The 25,662-nt window shown below is 73.1% G+C and carries 21 protein-coding genes; 8 read left to right on the plus strand and 13 right to left on the minus strand.

Going from position 1 to position 25,662, the window contains the following annotated elements; genetic code table 11:
* The first annotated feature begins 280 nt into the window (after positions 1 to 280).
* Positions 281 to 1,519, plus strand: a complete 1,239-nt coding sequence (gene rocD, locus ACZ5GP_RS24835; RefSeq protein WP_468752931.1) for an ornithine--oxo-acid transaminase — start codon at positions 281 to 283, stop codon at positions 1,517 to 1,519.
* Here the strand turns inward: rocD and ACZ5GP_RS24840 are convergent.
* Positions 1,512 to 4,808: a BTAD domain-containing putative transcriptional regulator gene (locus ACZ5GP_RS24840; RefSeq protein ID WP_468752932.1), complete on the minus strand. Its 3,297-nt coding sequence runs from the start codon at positions 4,806 to 4,808 to the stop codon at positions 1,512 to 1,514. The genes rocD and ACZ5GP_RS24840 overlap by 8 nt on opposite strands.
* A gap of 209 nt (positions 4,809 to 5,017) precedes the next feature.
* Between ACZ5GP_RS24840 and ACZ5GP_RS24845 the strand changes: the two genes are divergently transcribed.
* Positions 5,018 to 6,046, plus strand: a complete 1,029-nt coding sequence (locus tag ACZ5GP_RS24845) for an NADP-dependent oxidoreductase (protein WP_468752933.1) — start codon at positions 5,018 to 5,020, stop codon at positions 6,044 to 6,046.
* 39 nt (positions 6,047 to 6,085) lie between these two features.
* Here the strand turns inward: ACZ5GP_RS24845 and ACZ5GP_RS24850 are convergent, their stop codons facing one another.
* Positions 6,086 to 7,270, minus strand: coding sequence for a glutathionylspermidine synthase family protein (locus ACZ5GP_RS24850; protein ID WP_468752934.1), 1,185 nt, complete (start codon positions 7,268 to 7,270; stop codon positions 6,086 to 6,088).
* A 27-nt stretch (positions 7,271 to 7,297) separates the two neighbouring features.
* Complete coding sequence (locus ACZ5GP_RS24855) at positions 7,298 to 7,624, minus strand: hypothetical protein (protein WP_468753160.1); 327 nt, start codon at positions 7,622 to 7,624, stop codon at positions 7,298 to 7,300.
* A 316-nt stretch (positions 7,625 to 7,940) separates the two neighbouring features.
* On the opposite strand from ACZ5GP_RS24855, the gene ACZ5GP_RS24860 reads away from it, so the two are divergent.
* Positions 7,941 to 8,801 carry a DMT family protein gene (locus tag ACZ5GP_RS24860; RefSeq protein ID WP_468753161.1) on the plus strand — a complete coding sequence of 287 codons (861 nt, stop codon included), beginning with the start codon at positions 7,941 to 7,943 and terminating at the stop codon, positions 8,799 to 8,801.
* A gap of 500 nt (positions 8,802 to 9,301) precedes the next feature.
* Here the strand turns inward: ACZ5GP_RS24860 and pdxR are convergent, their stop codons facing one another.
* Entirely contained in the window at positions 9,302 to 10,708 is a 1,407-nt protein-coding gene (gene pdxR / locus ACZ5GP_RS24865; RefSeq protein WP_468752935.1) for a MocR-like pyridoxine biosynthesis transcription factor PdxR, read from the minus strand.
* 46 nt (positions 10,709 to 10,754) lie between these two features.
* Here pdxR and ACZ5GP_RS24870 point away from each other — a divergent pair, with 46 nt between their 5' ends.
* From ACZ5GP_RS24870 to ACZ5GP_RS24880, 3 genes are read left to right on the plus strand one after another with little or no spacing between them, the layout of a single operon-like run.
* Complete coding sequence (locus tag ACZ5GP_RS24870) at positions 10,755 to 11,285, plus strand: carboxymuconolactone decarboxylase family protein (protein ID WP_468752936.1); 531 nt, start codon at positions 10,755 to 10,757, stop codon at positions 11,283 to 11,285.
* Positions 11,282 to 11,728, plus strand: a complete 447-nt coding sequence (locus ACZ5GP_RS24875; RefSeq protein ID WP_468752937.1) for a carboxymuconolactone decarboxylase family protein — start codon at positions 11,282 to 11,284, stop codon at positions 11,726 to 11,728. The genes ACZ5GP_RS24870 and ACZ5GP_RS24875 overlap by 4 nt, the downstream gene beginning before the upstream one ends.
* Complete coding sequence (locus tag ACZ5GP_RS24880; RefSeq protein WP_468752938.1) at positions 11,725 to 12,462, plus strand: isocitrate lyase/PEP mutase family protein; 738 nt, start codon at positions 11,725 to 11,727, stop codon at positions 12,460 to 12,462. Before ACZ5GP_RS24875 ends, ACZ5GP_RS24880 begins: the two co-directional genes overlap by 4 nt.
* A 66-nt stretch (positions 12,463 to 12,528) precedes the next feature.
* On the opposite strand, the gene ACZ5GP_RS24885 is transcribed toward ACZ5GP_RS24880, so the two are convergent.
* From ACZ5GP_RS24885 to ACZ5GP_RS24920, 8 genes are all read right to left on the minus strand, one after another.
* Positions 12,529 to 13,494, minus strand: a complete 966-nt coding sequence (locus tag ACZ5GP_RS24885; protein WP_468752939.1) for an ABC transporter substrate-binding protein — start codon at positions 13,492 to 13,494, stop codon at positions 12,529 to 12,531.
* A 1-nt stretch (position 13,495) separates the two neighbouring features.
* Positions 13,496 to 15,487 carry an ABC transporter permease subunit gene (locus ACZ5GP_RS24890; protein ID WP_468752940.1) on the minus strand — a complete coding sequence of 664 codons (1,992 nt, stop codon included), beginning with the start codon at positions 15,485 to 15,487 and terminating at the stop codon, positions 13,496 to 13,498.
* The gene (locus tag ACZ5GP_RS24895; protein WP_468752941.1) at positions 15,487 to 16,632 is read right to left on the minus strand and encodes a quaternary amine ABC transporter ATP-binding protein; all 1,146 of its coding nucleotides are present in this window, start codon (positions 16,630 to 16,632) and stop codon (positions 15,487 to 15,489) included. Before ACZ5GP_RS24895 ends, ACZ5GP_RS24890 begins: the two co-directional genes overlap by 1 nt.
* Entirely contained in the window at positions 16,629 to 18,176 is a 1,548-nt protein-coding gene (locus ACZ5GP_RS24900) for a GMC family oxidoreductase (RefSeq protein ID WP_468752942.1), read from the minus strand. The genes ACZ5GP_RS24895 and ACZ5GP_RS24900 overlap by 4 nt, the downstream gene beginning before the upstream one ends.
* Before the next feature lie 64 nt (positions 18,177 to 18,240).
* On the minus strand, positions 18,241 to 19,743 hold the full coding sequence (locus ACZ5GP_RS24905) for an aldehyde dehydrogenase family protein (RefSeq protein ID WP_468752943.1): 1,503 nt from the start codon (positions 19,741 to 19,743) through the stop codon (positions 18,241 to 18,243).
* Between the two features lie 113 nt (positions 19,744 to 19,856).
* On the minus strand, positions 19,857 to 20,399 hold the full coding sequence (locus tag ACZ5GP_RS24910) for a hypothetical protein (RefSeq protein ID WP_468752944.1): 543 nt from the start codon (positions 20,397 to 20,399) through the stop codon (positions 19,857 to 19,859).
* A complete protein-coding gene (locus ACZ5GP_RS24915; RefSeq protein ID WP_468752945.1) occupies positions 20,399 to 20,644 on the minus strand; it encodes a helix-turn-helix transcriptional regulator in 246 nt (81 codons plus the stop codon). The genes ACZ5GP_RS24910 and ACZ5GP_RS24915 overlap by 1 nt, the downstream gene beginning before the upstream one ends.
* A gap of 85 nt (positions 20,645 to 20,729) precedes the next feature.
* Entirely contained in the window at positions 20,730 to 21,653 is a 924-nt protein-coding gene (locus ACZ5GP_RS24920; protein WP_468752946.1) for a LysR family transcriptional regulator, read from the minus strand.
* A 92-nt stretch (positions 21,654 to 21,745) separates the two neighbouring features.
* Between ACZ5GP_RS24920 and ACZ5GP_RS24925 the strand changes: the two genes are divergently transcribed.
* Positions 21,746 to 23,158, plus strand: coding sequence for an MFS transporter (locus ACZ5GP_RS24925; protein ID WP_468752947.1), 1,413 nt, complete (start codon positions 21,746 to 21,748; stop codon positions 23,156 to 23,158).
* A gap of 273 nt (positions 23,159 to 23,431) precedes the next feature.
* Positions 23,432 to 24,376 (plus strand): ribosome-inactivating family protein, encoded by a 945-nt coding sequence (locus ACZ5GP_RS24930; protein WP_468752948.1) that lies wholly within the window; start codon positions 23,432 to 23,434, stop codon positions 24,374 to 24,376.
* 180 nt (positions 24,377 to 24,556) lie between these two features.
* Here ACZ5GP_RS24930 and ACZ5GP_RS24935 read toward each other — a convergent pair whose 3' ends face one another.
* A complete protein-coding gene (locus ACZ5GP_RS24935) occupies positions 24,557 to 25,546 on the minus strand; it encodes a malate dehydrogenase (RefSeq protein ID WP_358587169.1) in 990 nt (329 codons plus the stop codon).
* Positions 25,547 to 25,662 lie beyond the last annotated feature (116 nt).

Raw genomic sequence — 25,662 nt, forward strand, 5'->3', positions numbered from 1 at the left:
CTCAGGTGACCCTCATTGCTCGGAAACAGGTTGGGGCGGAAGTCCGCGCGCCGGGGTGGCGGCGGGTGGCGGGGCGGCGACGGCCCGCCTCTGATCTTCCCCCGCGGAAGATCGGCTTAGGGGTCGCTTCCCCGTGCGCCAGTCACCGTGCTGTCCGGGCCGCCCCGGCCGGCGCACCGATCCGGCAGGTTTCCCCCTCCGCGATGCGAGCGACGATAGAACGGGAACCACCCGGCAGAACGCGAACCATCCGGCCGCCATCATCGGCCCACGCCGCAGGATGAACGGAGACCCCGTGTCGAGTACGCCCTCTCCCCGCACGACCAGCGAGCGGTTCATCGCCTCGGCCGAGGCGCACAGCGCGCACAACTACCATCCGCTGCCCATCGTGGTCGCCTCCGCCGAGGGCGCGTGGATGACCGACGTCGAGGGGCGCCGCTACCTCGACATGCTCGCCGGGTACTCCGCGCTCAACTTCGGGCACGGCAACCGTCGGCTGATCGACGCGGCCAAGGCCCAGCTGGACCGTGTGACGCTGACCTCGCGGGCCTTCCACCACGACCGGTTCGCCGAGTTCTGCACGCGCCTGGCCGCGCTGTGCGGCAAGGAGATGGTGCTGCCCATGAACACCGGCGCGGAGGCCGTGGAGACGGCCGTCAAGACCGCGCGGAAGTGGGGGTACAAGGTCAAGGGCGTGCCGGACGGCCGGGCGAGGATCGTCGTGGCCGCCGACAACTTCCACGGCCGGACCACGACCATCGTCAGCTTCTCCACGGACGCCGAGGCGCGGGCGGACTACGGGCCGTACACGCCGGGGTTCGACATCGTGCCGTACGGGGACCTGGCGGCGCTGCGGGCCGCGGTGACCGAGGACACCGTGGCGGTGCTGCTGGAGCCGATCCAGGGCGAGGCCGGAGTCCTCGTGCCGCCCGCCGGATATCTGGCGGGGGTCAGGGAGCTGACCCGGGAGCGCGGGGTGCTCTTCATGGCCGACGAGATCCAGTCGGGGCTCGGCCGGACGGGACGTACGTTCGCGTGCGAGCACGAGGGCGTGGTGCCGGACGTGTACGTGCTGGGCAAGGCGCTCGGGGGCGGAGTCGTGCCGGTCTCCGCGGTGGTCGCCGACGCCGACGTGCTCGGGGTGTTCAGGCCGGGCGAACACGGGTCGACGTTCGGCGGCAACCCCCTCGCCTGCGCCGTGGGCCTGGAGGTGCTCGCCATGCTGGAGACGGGCGAGTACCAGGCGCGCGCCACGGAGCTGGGCGAGCATCTGCACGCCGAGCTGGGGCTGTTGACCGGCACCGGCAAGGTGAGCGAGGTGCGCGGGCGCGGGCTGTGGGCGGGCGTCGACATCGCCCCGGCGTACGGCACGGGCCGCGCGGTCTCCGAGAAGCTGATGGACCGCGGGGTGCTGGTGAAGGACACCCACGGCGCGACGATCCGCATCGCTCCCCCGCTGGTGATCAGCAAGGAGGATCTCGACTGGGGGCTGGACCAGCTGCGGGCCGTGCTCAGCTAGCGGTTTCCTGGGCGGGGGTGGCCCGGTCGTACGCCGCCCAGTCGTGCGCGTCCCGGTCGTACGCGGCCCGGAAGGCGGGGTCGCCCAGGGCGGTGCGGGTGCGGTGGGTGGTGCGGGTGACGTCGGTGCGTTCCGCGGGTGGCAGGGGCGCGCCCTGTGCCGCGCGGATGCGGGCGGCCGTGCCGAGGAGGGCGGCGGCCCGGGTGTGGTCGCCGGCCAGGGAGCGGGCTCCCGCGAGGCCCTCCAGGGCGAGGGCCACGGCGCGCTCGTCCCCCGTCGCGCGGGCCGCGGCCAGCCCCTCCCGGTGCAGCTCCTCGGCGCGCTGCGCGTCCCCGCGCTGTTCGGCCACGTAGCCGAGCTGGGCCAGGATCAGGGCCGTACCGGAGGCGACGGCGAAGCGGCGGTTGAAGTCCAGCCAGGGCAGCAGGAGTTCCTCGGCGGCGTCCAGGTCGCCCCGGTGTCGGGCGCCGAGGGCGAGGCCGGTCTCGGCGAACTGCTGGGCGGGGCGGTGCGACTGCTGGGCCGCGAGGCGGGCGGCACGCTCGTGGTGGGCGGTGGCGGCGGAATCGTCCCCGGTCAGAAGGGCGAGCCGGCCGAGGCGGGAGAGGCGGAAGGAGAGGTCGGTCCACAGCTCCAGTTCCTCGGCGCCGCGTGCGCCCTCGCGCTGGAGCAGGGCCGCCTCGTCGTAGTCGGCGGCGATCTCGGCGAGCACGCCGAGTTGTTCGGAGGAGCGCAACTGGCCCCACCGGTCGCCGAGTTCGCCGAAGAGGCCGGCGGCTCGGGTGGCGTCGCGGCGTACGGCGGCCAGGTCGCCCCGGTACAGGGCGCGGGTGGCCCGGGTGGAGAGGGCGGCGGCCTCGCCCCAGCGGTCGCCCGCCGCCCGGAACTCCGCGAGCAGCGCGTCGACCCGGGCGGTCTCGCGGGGCGTGTCGTCGAACCCGCACCGCGCGAAGGCGAGCAGCCAGCGGGAGCGGGCGTCCGCGGGCGTGGCGGTCCCGGGTCCGTACGTGCCCTCGTCCGGGCGGGCGGTCTCGCCGGTCAGCAGGGCGAAGGCGGCGTGCGCGCAGGCGGCGGCGGTGCGGGCCGGGCCGAGGTCCGCGGGCTCCTCGTCCGGGTGGTTTGCCCCGGGCAGGTTCAGGGCCTGGTCCAGGGAGCGGAGGGCTTCGCGGAGGCGGCCGCGGAGGAACCAGTACCAGGTCAGGGAGTTGACGAGACGCAGGGCGGTCGGGGCGTCCGAGGCCGTGATCGCCCAGCTCAGCGCGGTACGGAGGTTGGCCGTCTCGTGGTCGAGGCGGCGAAGCCACGCCCGCTGGTCGGGGCCGTGCAGGGCGGCGGCGCGTTCGGCGAACGCGGCGAAGTGGGTGGCGTGGCGGCGGCGGGTCGCCGTCGTCTCGGCCGCGTCGTCGAGGCGTTCGAGGCTGTACGCGGTGACGGATTCGAGCATGCGGTAGCGCGGTTCGAGGGCGTCGGGCGCCGGCGGGGCGAGCAGGGAGCGGTCCACCAGGCGGGTCACCAGCTCCAGCACGTCGTCCACCGGAACCGTCCCCGTCGGGTCCGCTGCCTCCCGCGCTCCTCCCAGTACGGACTCCGCGCCGGTCAGGGTGAATCCGCCGCTGAACACGGCGAGGCGGCGCAGGGCCCGGCGCTCGGGCGCCGTCAGGAGTTCCCAGCTCCAGTCGATCATCGCGCGCAGCGTGCGCTGGCGGGCCGGGGCGTCGCGGCGCACCTGGTTCAGGAGGCGGAAGCGGTCGTGCAGGCGGTCGGCGAGTGCGTGCACGCCGAGGGTCCGTACGCGGGTGGCGGCGAGTTCCACGGCGAGCGGGATGCCGTCCAGGCGGCGGCAGATGAGGGAGGCGGCCTCGCGGTTGCCGTCGTCCAGGGCGAAGCCGGGTGCGGTGGCCGCGGCGCGGGCGGCGAACAGCCGCAGCGCGTCCTGCTCGCCGAGCGGGGCGACGGCCTCCAGGGTCTCGCCGGTCAGGGCGAGGGGTTCCTGGCTGGTGGCGAGGACGTGCAGGCGCGGGGCACGGCGCAGGAGGTGGGCGGTCAGGTCGGCGACGGGGCCGAGGACGTGTTCGCAGTTGTCGAGGACGAGCAGCAGCCGGCGTCCGCCGATCGCGCGCCCGATCCGCTCGACCGCCGCCGTCCCGGCTTCGCCCCGGCGAACGACGCCCTCCGTCACCGGCTGCCCGGGCGTCCGTTCGTCCGGGGCGTCGTCGCGGATGCCGAGGGCCGCCGCCACCGTGGCCGTGACCTCGGCGGGGCCGGCCTCGCCGCCGGCTCCGGCGAGCTCGGCCAGGTGGATGCCGTCGGGGAAGGACCGCGTGAGGCCTGCCGCCGCCGCCAGGGCCAGGCGGGTCTTGCCCACGCCGCCCGGGCCGGTGAGGGTGACCAGGCGGGCGGCGCCGAGGAGGTCACGTATGCGGGCGACGGCCCGGTCGCGGCCTATGAGGTCGGTGACCTGCGCGGGCAGGTGGGTGGGCGGCCGCCCGGGGGCCGGTGCCGCCGTCGCGGTCGCGCCGACCGGTCCCCGCGTGCCGCCCGGTTCCGGCTCTTGGCGCAGCATCGCCTCGTGCAGCGCGACCAGTTCGGGGCCCGGGTCGATGCCGAGTTCCTCGCTGAGACGCAGCCGCAGGTCGCGGTAGGAGTCCAGGGCCTCGGCCACGCGGCCGGAGCCGTACAGGGCGCGCAGGTGGGCGGCCCGCAGGCGTTCGCGGAGCGGCTCGCGGGCGACCAGGGGGGCGAGATCGTCGGCCAGCAGCGCGTGCTCGCCGCGCGCCAGGCGCAGTTCGGCCAGCGTCTCCCGGGCGGTGAGGCGCTGCTCCTCCAGGTGGGAGACCGCCGCACGCGCGAAGTGGGCGTCGCGGAAGTCGGCGTACGCGGGGCCGCGCCACAGCGCCAGCGCGTCGGTGAGGAGGGCCGCCTGCGCCGCCGGGTCCGTGTCCGCCGCGTAGGCGCGGGCGGCCAGCGTCTCGAACCGGGCGGCGTCCACGTCCTCGGGCGGCACGCGCAGCTCGTACCCGGCGGGCCCGTACGCGACGAGCCCGCGGCCGCCCGGCTCGGCCGCCTCCAGCGCGCGGCGCAGCTGGGAGACCTTCGTCTGGAGGGAGTTGAGGGGCGAGGCCGGCGGCCGCTCGCCCCACAGGTCGTCGACCAGGGTGTCCGCCGGAACCGGACGCCCCGCCCGCACGAGCAACGCGGCGAGCAGCGCACGCACCTTGGGCTCCGGCGCGGGCACCACCGCCCCGCCCCGCGTCCGCACCGTCAGCGGGCCAAGCACCTCGAATCGCATGCGGTCACGTTAAACGGCGTGTCGAGCAGGGAGCGCGCCGCGCAGGAAACGGGCCTCGTACGGCGCTGACGGGTCGCCGTGCGTGGGTCGTCGGTGGTTCGTGCGTGGGGTCCGGCACCTTGGTGTCCGTGAACGCGGCCCGCGATCACGGAGCACGGAGAGCTCAGGCCGGGGCGGTACGCCCGGTCCCTGTCACCCCAGGAGCCACCATGAACGTCACCACGACCTCCTCCCGCGAGATCCGGCTCGCCGCCCGGCCGGTGGGCGAGCCCGTCGCCGCGGACTTCGAGCTCGCCACCGTCGAGGTTCCCGAGCGGCTCGACGCGGGGCGGATACTCGTCCGCAACACCTGGATGTCGGTCGACCCGTACATGCGGGGCCGCATGGACGACGCGCCCTCCTACATCGAGCCGTTCCGGATCGGGGCCCCGCTGGAGGGCAGCGCGGTCGGCGAGGTCGTCGCGTCGAACGCCCCCGGGATCCCGGTCGGCGCCACCGTCACGCACTTCCTGGGCTGGCGGGAGTACTCCGTGCTCGACGCGGCGGCCGTCACCGTCATCGACACCGCACTCGCCCCGGCCTCCGCCCACCTCGGGCCGCTCGGCACGACGGGCCTGACGGCGTACGCCGCGCTGACCCGTACCGCCCCGGTGCGCGAGGGCGACGTCGTGTTCGTGTCCGCCGCGGCCGGGGCGGTCGGCAGCGTCGCCGGGCAGATCGCCCGTGAGCTGGGCGCCTCCCGGGTGATCGGGTCGGCCGGCGGTCCGGCGAAGACGAAGAAACTCCTCGACGTCTTCGGGTACGACGCCGCCATCGACTACCGCGAGGGCGCCCTGGCCGAGCAGCTCGCGCAGGCCGCTCCCGACGGCGTGGACGTCTACCTCGACTCGGTCGGCGGCGACCACCTCCAGGCCGCGATCGGCGCGATCCGCCCGGGTGGCCGCATCGCCCTGGTCGGCGCCATCAGCACGTACAACGCCACCACACCGCCGCCCGGCCCGGACAACCTCTTCCGTGCCGCCCGGCAGGAGGCGAGCCTGCGGGGCATGCTCGTCACCAGCCACTTCGACCTGTTCCCCGAGTGGATCGGCCGGGCGGCGCCGCTGCTCGCCGACGGCACCCTGCGCACCGAGCAGACCGTCGTCGACGGCATCGAGCGGGCGCCCGAGGCGTTCCTCGGGGTGCTGCGCGGGGCGAACACCGGGAAGATGCTGGTCCGGTTGGGCGCCGACGCCTGAGCGAGGTGCGCCGGCCACGGGGCGGGCGGGGGCAGGCGGTCAGAGGATCACGTGCGGGATGAATCGGGCGTACTCGTCCGTGACCAGACCGGACGACTCCCTGATGCCGAGCCCCGCCGCCTCGTCCCGCACGACCCACGCGCCGAGGACGACGCGGTTGCCGTCGAAGTTCGGCAGTGGCGCCAACTCCTGGTAGCAGCAAGGATCCTCGCGCAGGGCGGCGGTCGTGCCCGGCTCGTGCACCGTGACGCCGGCGCCCTCCCGGCCCAGCAGCGGCTTGGCGACGTAGCCGCGGTCCCGGGCCAGTTCGCGCGGGCCGTCCAGGTAGGCGGGGAGCAGGTTCGGGTGGCCCGGGTACAGCTCCCACAGGACGGCCAGGAGCGCCTTGTTGGACAGGAGCATCTTCCAGGCCGGCTCGATCCACAGGGTGGAGCCGGTGCCGCCACCGTTGTCGAGGGTCTCCAGGACGTGCGGCGCGAAGCGGTCCGTGGTCAGCCACTCCCACGGGTAGAGCTTGAAGCAGGACCGCAGGAAACGGAGCCTCTTGTCCACGAAGCGGCGCGAGAGGCGGTCCCAGCCGATGTCCTCCATGGCGATGGAGTCCGTGGCGAGGCCCGCCTGTTCCGCCGTCTCCCGCAGATAGGCGACCGTCATCAGGTCCTCGCCCAGCTCGTCGGCGGCGGAGTGCGCGAAGTAGAGCGGGCCGCCGGGCGGCAACAGCGCGGCCTGCTGGCGCCAGGCGTCCACGAGGCGCTCGTGGAGGGAGTTCCACTGGTCGGCGCCGGGGAAGCGCTCCTCCATCCAGAACCACTGCGGGCTCGCGGCCTCCACCAGGGAAGTGGGGGTGTCGGCGTTGTACTCCAGCATCTTCGCCGGGCCCGTGCCGTCGTACCGCAGGTCGAAACGGCCGTAGAGGGACGGGAGTTCGGCCCGGCGGTGCCAGGCCTCGGTGACGGCGGCGGCCACCCGTGGGTCCGTGATGCCGAGGTCGGCGAGGCGGTCGTGCGCCACGAGGTGCGCGGCGGCGGCCAGGCACATCGCGTGCAGTTCCTCGACCACCTCCTCCAGCGCCTCGACCTCGGGCAGCGAGAAGACGTAGTAGGCGCTCTCGTCCCAGTAGGGGCGCAGGGTGTCGTCGGGGTAGCGGGTCAGGGGGTAGATCAGTCCCTGGTCCTCGACGGTCCGCTGCCAGTCGGGGCGGGGGGTGATCGTGCGGCGTTCCATGGCGTACGTGTCTCGTCCCGGCCGCGGTCAGCCGCCGCCGCTGCCGCCGCCCGAGCAGCCGAAGCCGTCGCGGTCCACGGCCTCGCTGCGGCTGAACGTGCCGTCGTCGGCGTAACGGCCGTCGACGTCGGCGTCGTAGTACCAGGCGGCGTCCGTGCGGCCCGACGTCCTGCCGCCGTGCGAGCCCGCGTCCGCCTTGCGGCCCTTGCCCGCGGAGGAGCCCTGGGAGCCGGACCTGCAGTTCTTGTCGGCGAGGATCCGGTAGCCCCGGAAGCCGTCGTAGCTGTCCCGGTCCACGCAGCGCCGGTCCGGGTCCGAGCCGCAGGACGTGAGGGTCGCCGCGAGGACGCCCATGCCGCCGAGCACGACGGTGCTGGAGCGGAGGCGCCGGGGCTTTTTGCGGGCCTCCTGGGCCTTGGGGCGGTCCTGGGCGGGAGTCTCGGCCTGGGCTTGGGCGGCGGCCTGGGCGGGGGCCTGGGCTTGGGTCTGGGCCTCGGTTCGGGCCTGGGCTTCGGGTGACGTTTTCGTCGGCTGCTGTATTCGCGCCATCCGTGCAGCGCCTCCCCCGTCGGTGCGTGTGATAGGCGGTCAGCCTAGTGGCCCGCCCGGCCGTCGCCCCTCGGGTCTCCCTCGACTTGCCGTCGTCTACAGTCACTTCGTGTCTCTTGGGATGTTTTGCGCACTCGGCTCAGCGGTCTGCTTCGGTACGGCCTCGGTTCTCCAGGCGGTCGCCACCCGCGCCACCGCGCCCGGCACCGGCTCCGGCGTCGACCCGGCGCTGCTGATGCGCGCCCTGCGCCAGTGGCGCTACCTCGCGGGCCTCGCGCTCGACGGACTCGGCTTCCTGCTGCAGATCGTGGCCCTGCGGTCCATCCCCATCTACGCGGTGGGCGCGGCGCTCGCCGCGAGCCTCGCCGTCACCGCGGTGGTCGCCGCCCGGCTGCTGCGGGTGCGGCTCAGCGGCGCCGAGTGGGGTGCCGTCGCCGTGGTCTGCGCGGGGCTCGCGATGCTCGGGCTCGCCTCCGGCGACGAGGGGGAGCACGGGGGTTCCACCACCCTGCGGTACGTGATGCTCGGCGTCGCGGTGGCCGTGCCCGCGCTCGGAGCGCTGGCCGGGCGGCTGCCCGACCGGGGACGGGCCCTGGCGCTGGGGCTCGGCGCGGGGTGCGGTTTCGGGGTGGTCGAGGTGACCGTACGGCTCGTGGACTCCGTCCGGCCCGGGGCGCTGCTGGCCAACCCCGCGGCGTACGCCCTGCTGGTGGGGGGCGGGGCGGCCTTCTTGCTGCTGACGTCGGCGTTGCAGCGGGGGTCGGTGACGGCCGCCACCGCCGGGCTGGTGATCGGGGAGACGATCGGGCCCGCGCTGGTGGGCGTGGTGTGGCTGGGTGACCGCACCAGGGAAGGGCTGGGGTGGCTGGCGGTCCTGGGGTTCGCGGTGGCGGTCGCGGGGGCGTTGGCGCTGGCGCGGTTCGGCGAGGCGGAGGTTGCGGCGGGCGCGGGGGTTGCGGCGGGCGCGGGGGCGGGGCAGTGACTGGCGGGGGCGCCTCGCCGTTCCCGTGCCGGGGGCTTGGCTGTTGGTGGGGGTGACTTGTCTGAGTGCGGTGGTCTTTCTGCGGGAGCGTTGTGGTTGCTCGCGCCGTTCCCCGCGCCCCTTTCTCGGGGTTTCGCCGGGGGGCCGTCGTGTTTCCTGGGTCCCTTGGCGCGGGGCGCCCGGGCCGGGGGTGGTCTTTCTGCGGGAGCGTTGTGGTTGCTCGCGCCGTTCCTCGCGCCCCTTTCTCGGGGTTTCGCCGGGGGGCCGTCGTGTTTCCTGGGTCCCTTGGCGCGGGGCGCCCGGGCCGGGGGTGGTCTTTCTGCGGGAGCGTTGTGGTTGCTCGCGCCGTTCCCCGCGCCCCTTTCCCCGGGTTTCGCCGGGGGGCCGTCGTGTTCCTCGGCCCCTTGCGTGGGGCGCCCGGACCGGGGGGTTTCCTGCTGCGGGAGCGTTGTCGTTGCTCGCGCCGTTCCCCGCGCCCCTTTCCCGGGGGTTCGCGGGGGTCAGGGGAGGGTTCGGCATAGGGAGGTCAGGGCTGCCGGCCAGGCGTGGTCCGGTGGGGTTCCGTAGCCCACCACCAGGGCGTCCCGGGGGTGCGCCGTCGCGAGGGGGTGGCGGAAGCGGGAGAGGCCCTGGACCGCCAGGCGCTCCCAGTTGGCGGCCTGGACGACGGACTGTTCCGTGCCCGGGGGGAGTTCGAGGACCGCGTGGAGGCCCGCCGCGATGCCCGTGGCGCGGGTCTCCGGCGCGTGTTCGGCGAGGGCGGCCACCAGGCGGTCCCGGCGGCGCCGGTAGCGCAGCCGCGCGCCCCGCACATGACGGTCGTACGCCCCGGAGGTCAGGAACTCCGCGAGCGTCAGCTGGTCGAGCGTGCCGCAGGACCACCCGGCGGCGTCCTTCTCGCCGAGGACCTCGTCGCGCAGCCCGGACGGCAGCACCATCCAGCCGAGGCGCAGCCCGGGCGCCAGGGACTTGCTGGCCGTGCCGAGGTAGACCACGTGCTCGGGGTCGAGGCCCTGGAGCGCGCCGACGGACTGGCGGTCGTAGCGGAACTCCCCGTCGTAGTCGTCCTCCAGGATCAGCCCGCCCTCGCGCCGCGCCCACTCGACGGCCGCCGCCCGCCGGTCGGGGTGCAGCGGTACGCCCATCGGGAACTGGTGCGCGGGCGTGAGCAGCACCGCCTTCGCGGCGCCCGCGCCGAGCCCGGCCGTGTCCGTGCCGAGGCCGTCGAAGCCGAGCGGCGCGGTCCGCAGGCCCGCGCGGTGCAGCAGGTGCCAGTGGATGTCCAGGCCGTACGACTCCACGGTGACCTCCCGCAGCCCGCGCCGGCGCAGCACCCGGCCGAGGATCGACAGGCCGTGCACGAACCCGGCGGTGATGACGACGCGGTCGGGGTCGGCGCGCACGCCGCGCGCCCGCGCGAGGTAGCCGGCCAGGGCCTCGCGCAGTTCGACGCGGCCGCGCGGATCGCCGTACCCGAACGCCTCGTTGGGCGCCGCCACCAGCGCGCGCCGGGCCGCCTTGAGCCACTCGGCGCGCGGGAAGGAGGCGAGGTCGGGGGTGCCGGGGCTGAGGTCGTACGTCGGCGCGCCCGCGGGCCTGCGGGCCGGGGTGGGCCGCACCGGCGGCGCGACCGGGCGTTCGGCGACCCGCGTCCCCGACCCCTGGCGGGCGGTGAGCCAGCCCTCGGCGACGAGGTCCCCGTACGCGTCGGCGACCGTGTTGCGCGCGACGCCGAGGTCGACGGCGAGGGACCGGGACGAGGGCAGCCGGGTGCCGGGGGCGAGCCGGCCGCCGCGCACGGCCTCGCGCAGGGCGTCGGTCAGGCCCTTGCGGACGCCGTGGCGCGTGGCGTCGCCGCCCGTCTCCAGGTGCAGGTCGACGCCGAGAGTGGCCCACGATTCTCCCATGGAAATGGACCATACCGGTGGGCTACCGCGACCGTAGGGTCGAGGCATGACGACGAACGAGGACACCGCTCGGAACACCGCGGAGAACACCGCCGCCAAGGAGTACGGCCACGAGCACAGCCCCCGCCTCGCCTGGGCCCAGCACGCCCCCGAGGTCTTCAAGGCCATGATCAAGCTCGACGCGGCGGCCCGTAAGGGCCTCGACCCGGTGATCTTCGAGCTGGTCAAGATCCGCGCCTCGCAGATCAACCGCTGCGCGCTCTGCCTGGACATGCACACCAAGGACGCGCTCGCGGCCGGCGAGAGCGTCGAGCGGATCGTCCAGCTCAGCGCCTGGGAGGAGTCGCGGCACTTCTACACGGCCAAGGAGGTCGCCGCGATCGAGCTGACCGAGGCGATCACCGTGCTCACCGACGGCTTCGTGCCCGACGAGGTGTACGAGAGGGCCGCGGCGCACTTCGACGAGGCGGAGCTGACGCAGCTCATCGCCGCGATCACGGTGATCAACGCGTGGAACCGCTTCGGTGTCTCCACCCGCCAGGTGCCGGGCCACTACAAGGCCGGGGACCACAAGTGACGCCTCGTACCGACCACTTGGACAAGCGGGTCGCCGGCGCCCTGAGCGAGCTGAGCGCCGCCGCCAAGCGCGGCCTCGGCGACCCGGTGCTCGCGGAGCTGGTGATGGTGCGGGCCTCGCAGATCAACGCGTGCGCGTTCTGCCTGGACATGCACGTGGAGATCGCCCTGAAGAACGGTGAGACGCCGAAGCGCCTCGCTCTGCTGAACGCCTGGGAGGAGGCTGGGGAGCTGTTCGGCGAGCGCGAACGCGCGGCCCTCGCCCTGACCGAGGCCGTCACCCTCCTCACCGACCGGTTCGTGCCGGACGAGGTCTACGAGCGGGCCGCGGCGCACTTCGACGAGTCCGCGCTGGCCCATCTCATCGGCCTGATCACCGCCATCAACAGCTGGAACCGGCTGATGGTGAGCCGCCGTATCGAGCCCGGCGGGTACGCCCCGTGAGCGCCCCGAGCCCCGTCGACACGCTGCGCGCGCTGCACCACGGGCGGGCGCCCGGCGACCCGCTGGTCCTGCCGGGCCCCTGGGACGCGGTGAGCGCCCGGACGCTGGCGGAGGCGGGCAGTCCGGCGCTGGCCACGCCCAGCGCGGGGATCGCGCTGTCGCTCGGGTACGAGGACGGGCAGGTGCCGCCCGGGGAGATGTTCGCGGCGATCGCCCGTATCACCCGGTCCGTCTCCGTGCCCGTGAGCGCGGACGTGGAGGGCGGCTACGGCCTCGCGCCGAAGGAGCTGGTCGAACGGCTCCTGGCGGCCGGGGCGGTCGGCTGCAATCTGGAGGACTCCGTGGGCGGCGCGGGTGCGGGCTCGGCGAGTCCTCTCAGGGACCCCGCCGCGCAGGCCGACTTCCTCGCGGAGGTACGGGCGGCGGCGGGTGACCGCCTGTTCGTCAACGCGCGCGTGGACACGTTCCTCAGGGGCGAGCCGGACCCCGGGGCCGCGATCGCGCGGGCCCGCCTGTACGTGGCGGCGGGCGCGGACTGCGTGTACCCGATCCTGGCGCCGCCAGAGACGATTCCCGCGCTGCGGGCGGGCATCGAGGGCCCGCTCAACGTCCTCGCCCGCCCGGACGGCCCGTCCCCGCGCGAGCTGGGGCACCTGGGCGCGACGCGCGTCACGTTCGGACCGGGCCTGCTGCACAAGGCGATGCGGGCACTGGCGGAGCCGATCGGACAGTAACGGGTGAGTGGGTGGGAGACATCCGCCGTGAAGCGGCGGCCCAGTCCCCCGCCCACCCCCGGAGGGTCACTTCGGCAGCCACCCCCGCCACTTGCCCTCGTGCTCGTCGACCCACGCCTTCGCCGCGTCCTCGGGCGACATCTTCTTGTCGGCGATCATCAGGGAGACCTCGTTCTGGTCCTCCTCCGACCACCTGAAGTTCTTCAGGAACTCCGCCGCGTCGCCGCCGTTCTTCGCGAAGTCCGCGTTGAGGTACTTCTGCAGCGGCGTATGCGGATAGGCGCACTTGATCTTCGCCGGGTCGGCGTCGCAGCCCTCCTTGTACGCGGGCAGCTTCACCTCCGTCATCGGCACCTTCTCGAACAGCCACTGCGGCTTGTACCAGTAGGTGAGGAACGGCTTCTTCTGCTTGGCGAACTGCTCGATCTGGGTGATCTGCGCCGCCTCGGAGCCCGCGAAGACGACCTGGTAGTCCAGGTCCAGGTTCTCCACGAGCGCCTTGTCGTTCGTCACGTACGACGGGGAGCCGTCCATGAGCTGGCCCTTGTTGCCGCTCTCGGACGTGCGGAGCCGGTCGGCGTACTTGTCGAGGTTCTTCCAGTGCGTGACGTCCGGGTGCTGCTTGGCGAAGTACGTCGGGACGTACCAGCCGATGTGCCCGGTCACGCCGACCTCGCCGCCGGGGACGATCGTCTTCTTGTCCTTGACGTATCGCTGTTCCTGCTCGGGGTGGCCCCAGTCCTCCATGATCGCGTCGACGCGGCCCTGACTGAGGGCGTCCCAGGCGGGGACCTCGTCGATCTGGACCTTGTCGACGCGGTAGCCCAGCTTGTTCTTGAGCAGGTACTCGGCGACGGCGACGTCCGCCTGCGCGCCGACCCAGGACTGGACCGAGAGGGTCACGGTCCTGGCCCCGGCGGCGTTGGCGTAGGGCGAGGACTGCTGGGTCATGTCGGCGGCGCCGCAGCCGGTCAGGGCGAGCAGCGCCGCACCGGCGGTCGCCGCGCTCAGTGCACGCGTACGTACGCGCATGTCAGGCTCCCTTCTTGGCGCTGTGTTCCCGGCGGGCCGTCGGCTGTGTGACACGGTCGAGCATCAGGCCGAGGCAGACGATGGCCACACCGGCCACCAGGCCCGTCGCCAGGTCGCCCTGGGCGATGCCGAACACCACGTCGTAGCCGAGCGAGCCACCGCCGACCAGGCCGCCGATGACGACGACGGCGAGGACCAGGACGACGCCCTGGTTGAGGGCGAGCAGCAGCGCCGGGCGGGCCAGCGGCAGCTGGACCTGGAGCAGTTGCTGGCGGCCGGTGGCGCCGAGCGAGCGGGAGGACTCCATGGCGGCGGCGTCGACCTGGCGCAGGCCCTGGGTGGTGATGCGCACGACGGCGGGCAGCGCGTAGACGACGGCCGCGGCGACGGCGGGGGCGCGGCCGACGCCGAAGAGCGCGACGACCGGGATCAGATAGACGAACTGCGGCATGGTCTGGAAGATGTCGAGCACCGGGCGGAGCAGGCGTTCCAGGCGCTCGCTGCGGGAGGCCGCGACGCCGATCGCGAAGCCGAGGACCAGGGTCACGGCGACACCGGCGAGGACCTGCGAGAGCGTGTCGAGGGACTTGTTCCACACGCCGAGCACCCCGATCGCGCCCATGGCGGCGACGGCGGTGAGCGCGGTCTGCCAGGTGCCGATCACCCAGGCGAGGGCAGCGACGATCAGCAGCACCGACCACCAGGGCAGGCCCTGGAGGCCGTCGCGGACCGGGTCGAGGATCCAGGTGGTGAAGTGCCCGGCCCAGTCGGCGGTGCCGCCGACGACGGGAACGTCGGTGTAGAGGTGGTCGACCATCCAGTCCTTGGCGGTGTTGACCGTCGGGGCGATGTTGACGACCCAGCTCGTCGGCCAGTCGACGCGGTCCGCGAAGCGGGCGGCGAGCGCGGCGAGGACGGTCACGGCGCCCGCGAGGGCCCAGCCGCGCCCGCCGCGCAGCGCGGAGGTGTCCTCGCCGTGGGCGCCCAGCCGCTCGCCGGCCGCGCCCGTGACGCGGTCCAGGACGACGGCGAGCAGCACGATCGGGATGCCGGCGGCGAGCGCCTGGCCGACGTCGACGGAGGACAGCGCCTGGTAGACGCGGTCGCCGAGGCCGCCCGCGCCGATCACGGAGGCGATGACGGCCATGGAGAGCGCCATCATGATCGTCTGGTTGACGCCGAGCAGGAGTTCCTTGCGGGCCAGTGGCAGCCGCGCGGAGATCAGGCGCTGGCGGCCGGTCGCGCCGAGCGAGGTCACCGCCTCCATCACGCCGCCGTCGGCGCCGCGCAGGCCGAGCGCGGTGAGGCGGGCCATGGGCGGGGCCGCGTAGACGACGGTGGCGATGACGGCCGCCGGGACGCCCATGCCGAAGACGAGGGCGAACGGCAGCAGGTAGGCGAAGGCGGGCAGCACCTGCATGGTGTCGAGCACGGGCCGCAGGATGCGGAAGACGCGGTCGCTGAGGCCGCCCGCGAGGCCGAGCAGCAGGCCGAGGACGACCGAGGCGAGGACCGCCACGACCATCAGGGCGAGCGTCTGCATGGTCGGCACCCACATGCCGAGCAGCCCGCACAGGGCGAACGCGGCGGAGGCCGTGACGGCGAGCCGGACGCCCGCCACGCGCCAGGCGACGAGCCCGGCGGCGGCGGTCACGCCGGCCCAGCCGGCGGCGAGCAGGACGAGGTAGACGCCGCGCACGGACAGCACGATGGCGTTGCTGACGTGCCCGAAGAAGTAGAGGAACAGCGGGTGGCTGTCGCGGTTGTCGATGATCCAGTCACTGGTCTTGCCCAGTGGCTCGGTCAGGTCGACGGTGAGGGCGTTCGGCCAGGCGCCGGAGGCCCACTCGGCGTCGAGGACGGAACCGTAGAAGACGAGTGCCGCCGCGGCGACGGCGAGCAGCAGGAGCTTGCCGACGGCGCGGTGGCGCAGGAGCGCGCCGATTCCGGTGTCCCTGTCGCGCGGGGGACTCGAGGCGGTGGCGGTGGCCATCAGGCGACCACCTCGCCCGTGCCGGGGGCGGTTGGCGCGGGGGCCGTGCCGGCGATGGCCGGTGTGGCGGCCGGCGCGGGGGGCGCGACGCCCGCGACGACGCCGAGCAGGCCCGCGTGGTCGACCACGCCGAGGCACCGCTTGCCGTCCATCACGCGCACGGGGAAGCCGGTGCGGGCGACGGCCTCGATGGCCTCGGAGATCTTGGCCTCGGGGGCGAGGGCGGCGCCGCGGCTCTCGTCCTCGCCGGTGGCGGGCCGCATGGCGCTGCGCACGCTCATCACGTCGGCGCGCGCCACGTCGCGGACGAAGTCGCGGACGTAGTCGTCGGCCGGGGAGCCGACGATCTCCTCGGGGGTGCCGCACTGCACGACGCGGCCGTCGCGCATGAGGGCGATGCGGTCGCCCAGCTTGAGGGCCTCGCTGAGGTCGTGGGTGATGAAGACCATCGTGCGGCCCTCTTCGCGGTGCAGGCGCACGACCTCTTCCTGCATGTCACGGCGGATCAGCGGGTCGAGGGCGCTGAACGGCTCGTCGAACAGCAGGACCTCGGGGTCGACGGCGAGGGCGCGGGCCAGGCCCACGCGCTGCTGCTGACCGCCGGAGAGCTGGCCGGGCTTGCGCTGCTCAAGACCCTCCAGGCCGACCTTCTCGACGACTTCGAGGGCCTTGGCGCGGCGCTCGGCCTTGCTGACGCCCTGGACCTCCAGGCCGTAGGCGACGTTGTCGAGGACCGAGCGGTGCGGCAGCAGGCCGAAGTGCTGGAAGACCATGGCGGCGCGGTGGCGGCGCAGTTCGCGCAGCCGGGCCCGGTCCATGGCCAGGACGTCCTCGCCGTCGATGGAGATGGCACCGGAGGTCGGCTCGATGAGCCGGGTCAGACAGCGTACGAGGGTGGACTTGCCGGAGCCCGACAGGCCCATGACGACGAAGACCTCGCCCTTGTTGACCTCGAAGGACACATCCCGCACGGCGGCCGTGCAGCCGGTCTGCTCCCGCAGTTCGGCGGGGCTCAGGCCGTGCAGGGAGGTGTCTTCCGGTATGCGCTCGGCGCGCGGGCCGAAGACCTTCCAGAGGTTCTTGACGGCGAACACGGGCCCGTCGGCCGTGGTCTCGGTCTCGTGCGTCACGGTGGCTTCGCTCATCGGCCGTCACCACCCAGCATCTCGGCACATTTCTCCCCGACCATGAGCACTCCGATCATCGGGTTCACGGCGGGCATCGTCGGGAAGACGGATGCGTCCGCGATACGGATTCCTGCCATGCCCCGGATCTTCAGTTCCGGGTCGACCACGGCGAGTTCATCACCGGAAGCGCCCATTCGGCAGGTGCCGGCCGGGTGGTACACGGTGTGGGCCGCCTTGCGCACCAGTTCGCCGATCTCGGCGTCGTCGGTGACCTCGGGGCCGGGGAAGACCTCGCGCTTGAGCCACTTCTTGAACGGCTCGGCCTGCGCCACCTCGCGCGCCAGCTTGATGCCGTCGACGAGGGTCTGCCCGTCGTAGTCGTCCTCGTCCTCGAAGTACCTGAAGTCGAGCGCGGGCTTGACCTCGGGGTCGGCGGAGGTGAGGTAGAGGCGGCCGCGGGCACGGGACTTGGGGATGTTCGGCGTCATCGACACGCCGTGCTCGGGACGCTCGTAGCCCAGGCGCTCGGGGTTGTCCGTGAAGGGGATCTGGTAGAAGTGGAACATCAGGTCCGGGCCCTTGTGGTCCGGGTCCCGCTTCACGAACAGACCGGCGTCGGAGTCCATCGCGGAGTTGCCGGGGATCGGCCCTTCGGTCTCCCACACGATGACCGACTCGGGGTGGTCGATGAGGTTCTCGCCGACGCCCGGCAGGTCGTGGACGACCGGGATGCCGAGCGCTTCGAGGTCCTTCCTCGGGCCGATGCCCGAGTGCATGAGCAGCCGGGGCGTGTCGATGGCGCCGGCGCAGACCAGCACCTCGCGGCGGGCGGTGAGCAGCGACTCCCCGCCGTCCTTGGCGCGGATGTGGACGCCGCGCGCCCGCTTGCCGTCCAGGTCCAGCCTGGTGGCCCAGGTCTCCAGGAACAGGTGGAGGTTCGGGCGGTCGCCGGCCTCCATGTGGGGGTGGAGGTAGGCGACCGAGGCGGAGGAGCGCTTGTTGTTCTCCGGGTGGTAGGCGAGGTCGAAGAAGCCGACGCCCTCGTCGAAGGGCTTGTCGTTGAAGCCGACGACCTCGGGGACGCCGAGCGCGGTCTGCACGGCCTCCACCCAGTCGGTGGCGATCTGGTTCTGGTCCTTCTTGGCGACGCGCACGATGTTGTTGCGCAGCTTGCCGAAGTAGGGGTCCATGGCCTTGGCGTTCCAGCCGGCGGCCCCGGCCTCCTCCCACTCGTCCCAGTCGGACGGCAGCGGCTTGAAGGAGATCAGGGTGTTGTGCGACGAGCAGCCGCCGAGGACCTTGGCGCGGCTGTGCAGGATGTGGGAGTTGCCGCGGGGCTGCTCCGTGGTCGTGTAGCCGTAGTCGAGGTCGCCGCCGAGCAGTCCGAGCCAGCGGCGGAGCGTCAGGACGTCCTCGCGGTCGATGTCGCTGGGGCCGCCCTCGATGACGGCGACGGTGACGTCCGGGTTCTCGGTGAGCCGGGAGGCGATCACCGATCCTGCGGTGCCGCCGCCGACGATGACGTAGTCGAACTCGGTTGCGGACGGGGGGTTTTCGGCCATGGGGTGGCTGCTCCTCTTCCTGCGAGGCCGTGCAAGGTGCTCGCGCGTAATGGGGTGCGGGTGCTCAGCCCGCGAACCAGCGGACGGGGCGCGGTGCCAGGTTCTGGTAGACGTGCTTGGACTCGCGGTACTCGGCGAGGCCCGCGGGGCCGAGTTCGCGCCCGACGCCGCTCTTGCCGAAGCCGCCCCACTCCGCCTGCGGCAGGTAGGGGTGGAAGTCGTTGATCCAGATGGTGCCGTGGCGCATCCGGCGGGCCATGCGGCGGCCGCGGCCCGGGTCGCTGGTCCACACGCCGCCCGCGAGGCCGTACTCGGTGTCGTTGGCGAGTGCGACGGCCTCGTCCTCGGTGGTGAAGGTCTCGACGGTCAGGACGGGCCCGAAGACCTCTTCCCGTACGACCTTCATCTCGCGGTGGCACTGGTCGAGCACGGTCGGCTCGTAGAAGTAGCCGGTGGCGGGCCTGATGTCGCTCGGCTCGGGGCGCTTGCCGCCGCAGCGGAGCACCGCGCCCTCCTCCAGGGCCGAGGCGACGTACATCTCGGTCTTCTCGCGCTGCTCCCGCGAGACGAGGGGGCCGCACTCGACGCCGTCCTCGGTGCCGCGGCCGAGCCTGATCCGCTCGGCGCGGCGGACCAGCTCGGTCACGAAGCGCTCGCGGACGGACTCCTCGATGATCAGGCGGCCGCCGGCGGAGCAGACCTGCCCGCTGTGGATGAAGGCGGCGTTGAGCGCCTGGTCGACGGCGGTGTCGAAGCCCTCTTCGGTGGCGCAGGCGTCGGCGAAGACGACGTTCGGGTTCTTGCCGCCGAGTTCCAGGGCGACCTTCTTCACGCCGAGCGCGGCGGCCTGGGCGACCTTGGTGCCGGACACGAGTCCGCCGGTGAAGGAGACCAGGTCGACGTCGGGGTGGTCGGCGAGGCGGGCGCCGACGGTGTGGCCGGGGCCGGTCACGATGTTGGCGACACCGGCGGGCAGCCCGGCCTCGACCAGCAGCTCGATGAGCACGACGGTCGTCAGCGGGGTGATCTCGCTGGGCTTGACGACGAAGGTGTTGCCCGCCGCGAGGGCCGGGGCGATCTTCCAACTGGCCTGGAGCAGCGGGTAGTTCCAGGGCGTGATCATCGAACAGACGCCGACGGGCTCGTGCACGACGACGCTGTGGACGTCGTCGCTGCCCGCGTCCACGACACGTCCGGGGCCTTCGCCGATGACCAGATCGGCGAAGTAGCGGAAGGCGTCGGCGACGCAGTCCACGTCGACGCGGCCCTCTTCGAGGGTCTTGCCGGCGTCGCGGCTCTCCAGGAGGCCGATCTTCTCGCGGTCGCGTACGAGCAGGTCGGCGACGCGGCGCAGCAGCGCGGCGCGCTCGGCGACGGGCGTGCCGGGCCAGGGCCCCTCGTCGAAGGCCTTGCGGGCGGCGGCGATGGCGGCGTCCGCGTCCCGCGCGGAACCCTCGGCGATCACGGCGAACGGCTTGGCGTCCGCCGGGTCGAGGATCTCGCGGGTGGCGCCGGAGGCGGCGCTCAGCCACTCCCCGCCCACATGAATGGTCTGTTGTGCGGACACGTCCCGTTCGCCTTCCGTTCCCGTCAAATGCACCGCTCGTCACTCGCGGTAGCCAGGCGCACCTGCCCCACTGCGGGGAAAGCATGCCTACGGATGGCTGAAAGTGCGCCGTGTCACTGTGCGGCGGTCTCGACCGGGTCGTCCGCCAAGTCCGGCTCGTCCTGCGCGGTGAGCCCGGCGACCCACAGCGGCATCAGCCAGTGCACGACGAAGACGGCGAACAGGACGGGGAAGAGCAGCCCCTTCTCCGCCACGCCGGCCAGGCCGGCGGCGCCCGAACCGGCCACCGCCGCGAGCAGCATCCACAGCGTCGTGCGGTGGGCGAGGGCCAGCACCCTGTTCCGCTCGGCGCGCTGGCGTTCGTCCAGCGCGCGCACGCGCAGTTCGAGCAGGCCGCGTGTGGAGCTGTTGATGACTCCGGTCGCCACGCACCAGGGCAGCAGGAGGACGAGCATGGCCACGGCCGCCCAGCGCCGCTCGCCCACGACGGAGCCGAGCCAGGCCAGGACGCCCGCGCCGGTCAGGGCGATGTGGGCGAGGACCACGGCCCGCCTGCGCGCGGCGGTGGCGTGGAACGGCGCCGCCCCGGGGCGGTTCATCAGCCGGTACATCCGCCGGTCGTAGGTGGTCATGGGGCGCTGTTCGCCGGTGGTCATCACTGGTTCCTCCCGTAAACCTGGTCCGTGAGCGGGCGAAACGGTTCGAGGGAGAACACGGCCTCGACCGGCAGACCGAAGAACTTGGCGATCTTCAGCGCGAGGTCGAGGCTCGGGTTGTACTGCCCCCGTTCGATGTAGCCGATGGTCTGGTAGTGGACACCCACTGCCTCGGCCAGGCTCTGACGCGACACCTTCCGCTCGGCGCGCACCATCGCCAATCTGTTGTGCACTTGCTCGCTCATGTATAAGAAGTACTACATTCATGAGTACGTGAGCAATGGGCTGGGCATCGGAAAACACGCACGACGGATCGGCTCGTCGCCGCTCTCAGGCGAGCAGCTCCCGCGCGCACTCCCGCAGCCACGCGTGCGCCGGGTCGGCGTCGTGCCGGGGGTGCCAGGCCATGCCGAGCGGCAGCGGCGGCAGGTCCAGGGGGATCTCGAAGGTGACCAGGCCCAGCGTGTCCGTCAGGGGGCGGGCCCAGGAGGTGACGAGGCCGACCAGATCCGTGCGCAGCAGCATGAAGGCGGATGCGGCGAACGTTCCCACGCTGCCCACTACCCTTCTGCTCAGGCCCAGTTCGGCGAGCGCGGCGTCCAGCGGCCCGCTCAGGCGGCCCCGCCGCGAGACGATCAGATGGTCGGCCGCCGCGAAGCGGCGCACCGTCAATTTGCCGTCCAGCAAAGGGTGTTCGGGGCGTACGAGGCCGAGCATCCGGTCGTCGCGGAAGTGCTCCACCCGCACCTCGGGCGCGGTCGCGCCGATCACGCCCAGCTCCAGGTCGGCGGTACCCTGGCGCAGCAGGGGCGCGTCCTCGTGGCTCTCGCCGAGGAAGCGGAGCCGGACGCCCGGTGCCTCCTGCGCGGCGCGGGCGAAGAGCGCGGGGCCGTAGGCGCCGGCGAGCGCGTCGTTGGCGAGGATCGTCAAGGTGCGGGAGATTGTGCGCAGATCGACGGCGCCGGGCCCGGCGAAGAGCGCGCGGGCCCGCTCCACCACGGCACCGACCTCGGCCTGGACGGCCAGCGCGTGCGGCGTCGGCACCATCCGGCGCCCGGCGCGCACGAGCACGGGGTCACCGAGCGCCTTGCGGATGCGCCCCAGCGTGCGGCTCATCGCGGGCTCGGACAGATGCAGCCGGCGGGCGGCGCCGGACACGCTCTGCTCGTCGAGCAGGACGTCGAGGGCGAGCAGCAGATTCAGGTCGAGGCCCGCCCCGCCGCCGGTTCCGCCGCTGGATTGCGTCACACGCATACACCCCTTGCGAAAGTTGCACTGGAAAGCAAGTCGGGGCCGAGCCTACGGTGGCAGCACATCCCACCCCACGACGCTCCCCGGGAGGAGCCTTGCTCTCGCCTGCCCGCACCCCGACCCGACCCCCCGCCCAGGACGCGCCGCCGCACCTGAGACGCTCGACCCTGCTGGCCCTGTGCGCCTGCGTGCTCGTCGCCCAGGGCATGGTCGCCGCCATCAACCTCCTTGTCCCCCAACTGACTTCCTCCTCGCTGCACCTGTCGACCAGCGGACTGCTGTGGACGGTCGACGCGTACGTCCTCGTCTTCGCGGGGCTCCTCATCCCGGCCGGCGCGCTCGGTGACCGGTACGGCCGCAAGGGCGCGCTGCTCTGCGGGCTCGGGCTGTTCGCCGCCGGGGCCTTGGTCAGCGCGCTCGCCGCCGCGCCGGCCGTGCTGATCGCCGGGCGTGGGGTGTCCGGGGCGGGCGCCGCGCTGATCATGCCCGCGACCATGTCGATCCTGATGCGGATCGCGCCGCCCGAGGACCGGCCGCGCGCCCTCGCGTCCTGGACCCTCGCGGCGGGCCTCGGCGGGCTCACCGGCAACCTCGGCGGCGGGCTGATCGGCCAGTACCTGTCCTGGCGCGCGCTGTTCTGGGCGGTGGTACCGCTCACCGCGCTGCTCGCCCTGGCCGTCGCCCGCGTGACGCCGCGCACGGACAAGGCGGCCGAGGCGCCCGCCCTCGACCCGCTGGGCACCCTCCTGCTGACCGGTGGCCTGTTCGCCCTGCTCTTCGGCATCATCGAGAGCCCGCTGTACGGCTGGACGGCAGCCCGCATCCTGGCCGCCTTCGCGGCCGGCACCGTTCTCATCGTCCTGTTCGCCGCGCACGCCCTGCGCTCGCGCGCCCCGCTCTTCGACCCCCGGGTCTTCGCCTCGCGGCGGCTGCGCGCGGCGGCGCTCGGCACGGCCGCGAGCTTCTTCGGGCTCTTCTCGCTCTTCTACGTCAACTCCCAGTACCTGCAGTACGAGAAGGGGTACGGCGCCGCCCGCGCCGGCCTCGCCATCATCCCGCTCACCCTCGGCATGACGCTGGTCCCCCGGCTCGCCGCACGCTGGTCGGGCCGGCCGCGGCCGGTGGCGGGCGGCGGGCTGCTCCTGATCGGTCTGGGCCTGCTCGGCACGTCCACCGCGGGGGCGTCGACCCCGTACGCGGTGTACGCCTGCTGGCTGCTGGTCATCTCGACGGGCACCGGCCTGTGCATGCCGGTCCTGACGCTCGGCGTCGTCGCCTCGCTCCCGCCGCGTCAGGCGGGCCTCGGATCGGGGCTCAGCACCTCGGCGCGCGAGGTGGGCGCCGCACTCGGCGTGGCCGTCACCGGCACCACGCTGGCCTCGCACGCCTCGGCGGGCTTCGCGGTGGGCATGGCGACGGCGCTGCGCGTGGTGGCCCTGGTGGTGGTCGCCGCGGCGGCGGCCGTCACGTACGGGTACGGCAAGGAGCGGACCGCCCGTGCCCGCTGACCGATCCCGCGCAGAGCCGCGAACTCCGCCGCTCACCAGCCCGCCTGCCGGGACCAGAACCGGACTACGCGCATCGGGGTACTCATGAACGCCTGCTGAAAATCGGGCAGTTGGCCTCACCGGGCCGCGCTTCCCGAGCGTCAGCCGAATGTGAGTCAGACGTGAGCCCGACGTAAGTGGCGCCCAGCAGAGTGCTGGTTCCCGGGGAGAAGCGGGGGGTGGCGTACCGCTTCCCGCCACCTCCTCACTTCTCACTCCGAAAAGGGCACGTTCATGGGCGAAAAGGAACTGTCCCGCAGGTCGTTCGCGAGGATCGGAGCGTCGGTGTTGGCGCTTCCCGCCTTGGGAGCGATGCAGGGGCTGGCCGCGGCGCCGGCCCACGCGGACACCACCCGGCGCTGGACCGTCATCGACTTCAACATGTCGAACTACAACCGGCACTTCCCCGAGCCGAACGGAGAGACCCGGGCCAACGCCCGCCGTTACACGGAGATGGTGGAGGCACTCCGAGGGCTCGGAAGCCACCCGCTCGCCTACGCGGGCAACGAGATGTTCCAGTCCCCGCAAGCGCGGAACACCAACATCATCGAGATGCGGATCTGGCAGAACTTCCAGTCCGATGTCGCGCTGTACTTCAGCGGGCAGGACCTCTATCTCCTGGGATTCGCCGTCAACGGGGTCCGCTGGCGGTTCAGCGACACCGGCGCGTTCCTCGCGGACGAGATGCAGCGCCACTACGGAGGGCCGCTCCCGCTCATCCAGAGCCTCGGCTACAGCGGTCACTACCGCTACCTGGACCCGGCCCAGAGCCGCGGCAACTTCCGGTACACGGCAGAACGCTTCAGCGCCGCCGTGCAGGGCCTGCGGAACATTCGCGACGGGCACACGTCGGAGTACCGTTCCGACCTCGCCGCGATCATCGGCGCCACCTCGGAAGCGGCCCGCTTCGGATGGATCCAGCGACGCATCCAGGCCGCCATCCAGTACGGATACGACGACAGCGACCCCAACCGCCCGGCGCATCTCGGCAACTTCGGCGTCAGCCTGGAGAACGAGTGGTCGGCCCTGTCCAGAGTCACCCACCGGAGCCTGCGGGGCGAAAGTACCCGTCCGGTGAACGTGGACGGCCGGATCTACGACCACTATCAGCAGATCAGCATCGGCGGGAGCGCGGGGCCCCGCATCGCCCCCTTCATCTCGCTGTACTCCCAGCAGTGACCCGGTGACGTCCTGACGGGGCGCCGTCGGCCCTTCACCCCACCACTCCCGCGCAGAGCCGCGCGGTCATCCGCCGATGGTCGGTCAAAGGCGTGCCCCTCCGCACGAAACCGCCCCCGGCGGCCGCTCGTCGCGGCTGCCGGGGGCGGAGGAGGCCCTGTCCGGGGAGGGGGAAGCGGCTCAGATGAGGCCGAGACCGCGCACGGCCTCGCGCTCCTCTTCCAGCTCCTTGACGGAGGCGTCGATGCGGGCGCGGGAGAACTCGTTGATCTCCAGGCCCTGGACGATCTCGTACGCGCCGTCCTTGGTGGTGACGGGGAAGGAGGAGATGAGCCCCTCCGGAACGCCGTACGAACCGTCCGACGGGATGCCCATCGAGGTCCAGTCGCCGGCGGCCGTGCCGTTGACCCAGGTGTGGACGTGGTCGATGGCGGCGTTGGCGGCGGAGGCGGCCGAGGACGCGCCGCGGGCCTCGATGATCGCGGCGCCGCGCTTGGCGACGGTCGGGATGAACTCGTCCGCGAGCCAGGACTGGTCGCCCACGACGTCGGCGGCGTTCTTGCCGGCGATCTCCGCGTGGAAGATGTCCGGGTACTGGGTGGCCGAGTGGTTGCCCCAGATGGTGAGCCGCTTGATGTCGGAGACCGACGAGCCGGTCTTCTTCGCCAGCTGCGACAGCGCGCGGTTGTGGTCCAGGCGGGTCATCGCGGTGAAGCGCTCCGCCGGTACGTCCGGGGCGGCGGCCTGCGCGATGAGCGCGTTGGTGTTGGCCGGGTTGCCGACGACGAGCACCTTGATGTCGTCGGCGGCGTGGTCGTTGATGGCCTTGCCCTGCGGCTTGAAGATGCCGCCGTTGGCCTCCAGGAGGTCACCGCGCTCCATGCCCTTGGTGCGGGGGCGGGCGCCGACGAGGAGGGCGACGTTGGCGCCGTCGAAGGCGACGTTCGGGTCGTCGCTGATCTCGATGGAGTTCAGCAGCGGGAAGGCGCAGTCGTCGAGCTCCATGGCGGTGCCCTCGGCGGCCTTCAGCGCCGGCGTGATCTCAAGAAGGCGCAGGTTGACCGGCACGTCAGCGCCGAGCAGGTGGCCGGAGGCGATGCGGAAGAGCAGCGCGTAGCCGATCTGGCCGGCCGCGCCGGTGACGGTGACATTCACGGGAGTGCGGGTCATGGCGATCTCCGTAAGACAGCTGGCGGTGGGGGTCCCTGATCCTCGTACTGATGTACCGGATCCCCGATTTCCTGGATCCCCGCCGACGCCACGCCGAGTCTTCGATCGCCTCTCGA

The organism is Streptomyces sp. NPDC031466, from assembly GCF_055581265.1.

Excerpts from the sequence above, each read along its gene's own strand:
- rocD (WP_468752931.1), top strand. The coding sequence starts at position 281 with ATGAACGGAGACCCCGTGTCGAGTACGCCCTCTCCCCGCACGACCAGC.
- ACZ5GP_RS24840 (WP_468752932.1), bottom strand. The coding sequence starts at position 4,808 with ATGCGATTCGAGGTGCTTGGCCCGCTGACGGTGCGGACGCGGGGCGGG.
- ACZ5GP_RS24845 (WP_468752933.1), top strand. The coding sequence starts at position 5,018 with ATGAACGTCACCACGACCTCCTCCCGCGAGATCCGGCTCGCCGCCCGG.
- ACZ5GP_RS24850 (WP_468752934.1), bottom strand. The coding sequence starts at position 7,270 with ATGGAACGCCGCACGATCACCCCCCGCCCCGACTGGCAGCGGACCGTC.
- ACZ5GP_RS24855 (WP_468753160.1), bottom strand. The coding sequence starts at position 7,624 with ATGGGCGTCCTCGCGGCGACCCTCACGTCCTGCGGCTCGGACCCGGAC.
- ACZ5GP_RS24860 (WP_468753161.1), top strand. The coding sequence starts at position 7,941 with ATGTTTTGCGCACTCGGCTCAGCGGTCTGCTTCGGTACGGCCTCGGTT.
- pdxR (WP_468752935.1), bottom strand. The coding sequence starts at position 10,708 with ATGGGAGAATCGTGGGCCACTCTCGGCGTCGACCTGCACCTGGAGACG.
- ACZ5GP_RS24870 (WP_468752936.1), top strand. The coding sequence starts at position 10,755 with ATGACGACGAACGAGGACACCGCTCGGAACACCGCGGAGAACACCGCC.
- ACZ5GP_RS24885 (WP_468752939.1), bottom strand. The coding sequence starts at position 13,494 with ATGCGCGTACGTACGCGTGCACTGAGCGCGGCGACCGCCGGTGCGGCG.
- ACZ5GP_RS24890 (WP_468752940.1), bottom strand. The coding sequence starts at position 15,487 with ATGGCCACCGCCACCGCCTCGAGTCCCCCGCGCGACAGGGACACCGGA.
- ACZ5GP_RS24895 (WP_468752941.1), bottom strand. The coding sequence starts at position 16,632 with ATGAGCGAAGCCACCGTGACGCACGAGACCGAGACCACGGCCGACGGG.
- ACZ5GP_RS24900 (WP_468752942.1), bottom strand. The coding sequence starts at position 18,176 with ATGGCCGAAAACCCCCCGTCCGCAACCGAGTTCGACTACGTCATCGTC.
- ACZ5GP_RS24910 (WP_468752944.1), bottom strand. The coding sequence starts at position 20,399 with ATGACCACCGGCGAACAGCGCCCCATGACCACCTACGACCGGCGGATG.
- ACZ5GP_RS24915 (WP_468752945.1), bottom strand. The coding sequence starts at position 20,644 with ATGAGCGAGCAAGTGCACAACAGATTGGCGATGGTGCGCGCCGAGCGG.
- ACZ5GP_RS24920 (WP_468752946.1), bottom strand. The coding sequence starts at position 21,653 with ATGCGTGTGACGCAATCCAGCGGCGGAACCGGCGGCGGGGCGGGCCTC.
- ACZ5GP_RS24930 (WP_468752948.1), top strand. The coding sequence starts at position 23,432 with ATGGGCGAAAAGGAACTGTCCCGCAGGTCGTTCGCGAGGATCGGAGCG.
- ACZ5GP_RS24935 (WP_358587169.1), bottom strand. The coding sequence starts at position 25,546 with ATGACCCGCACTCCCGTGAATGTCACCGTCACCGGCGCGGCCGGCCAG.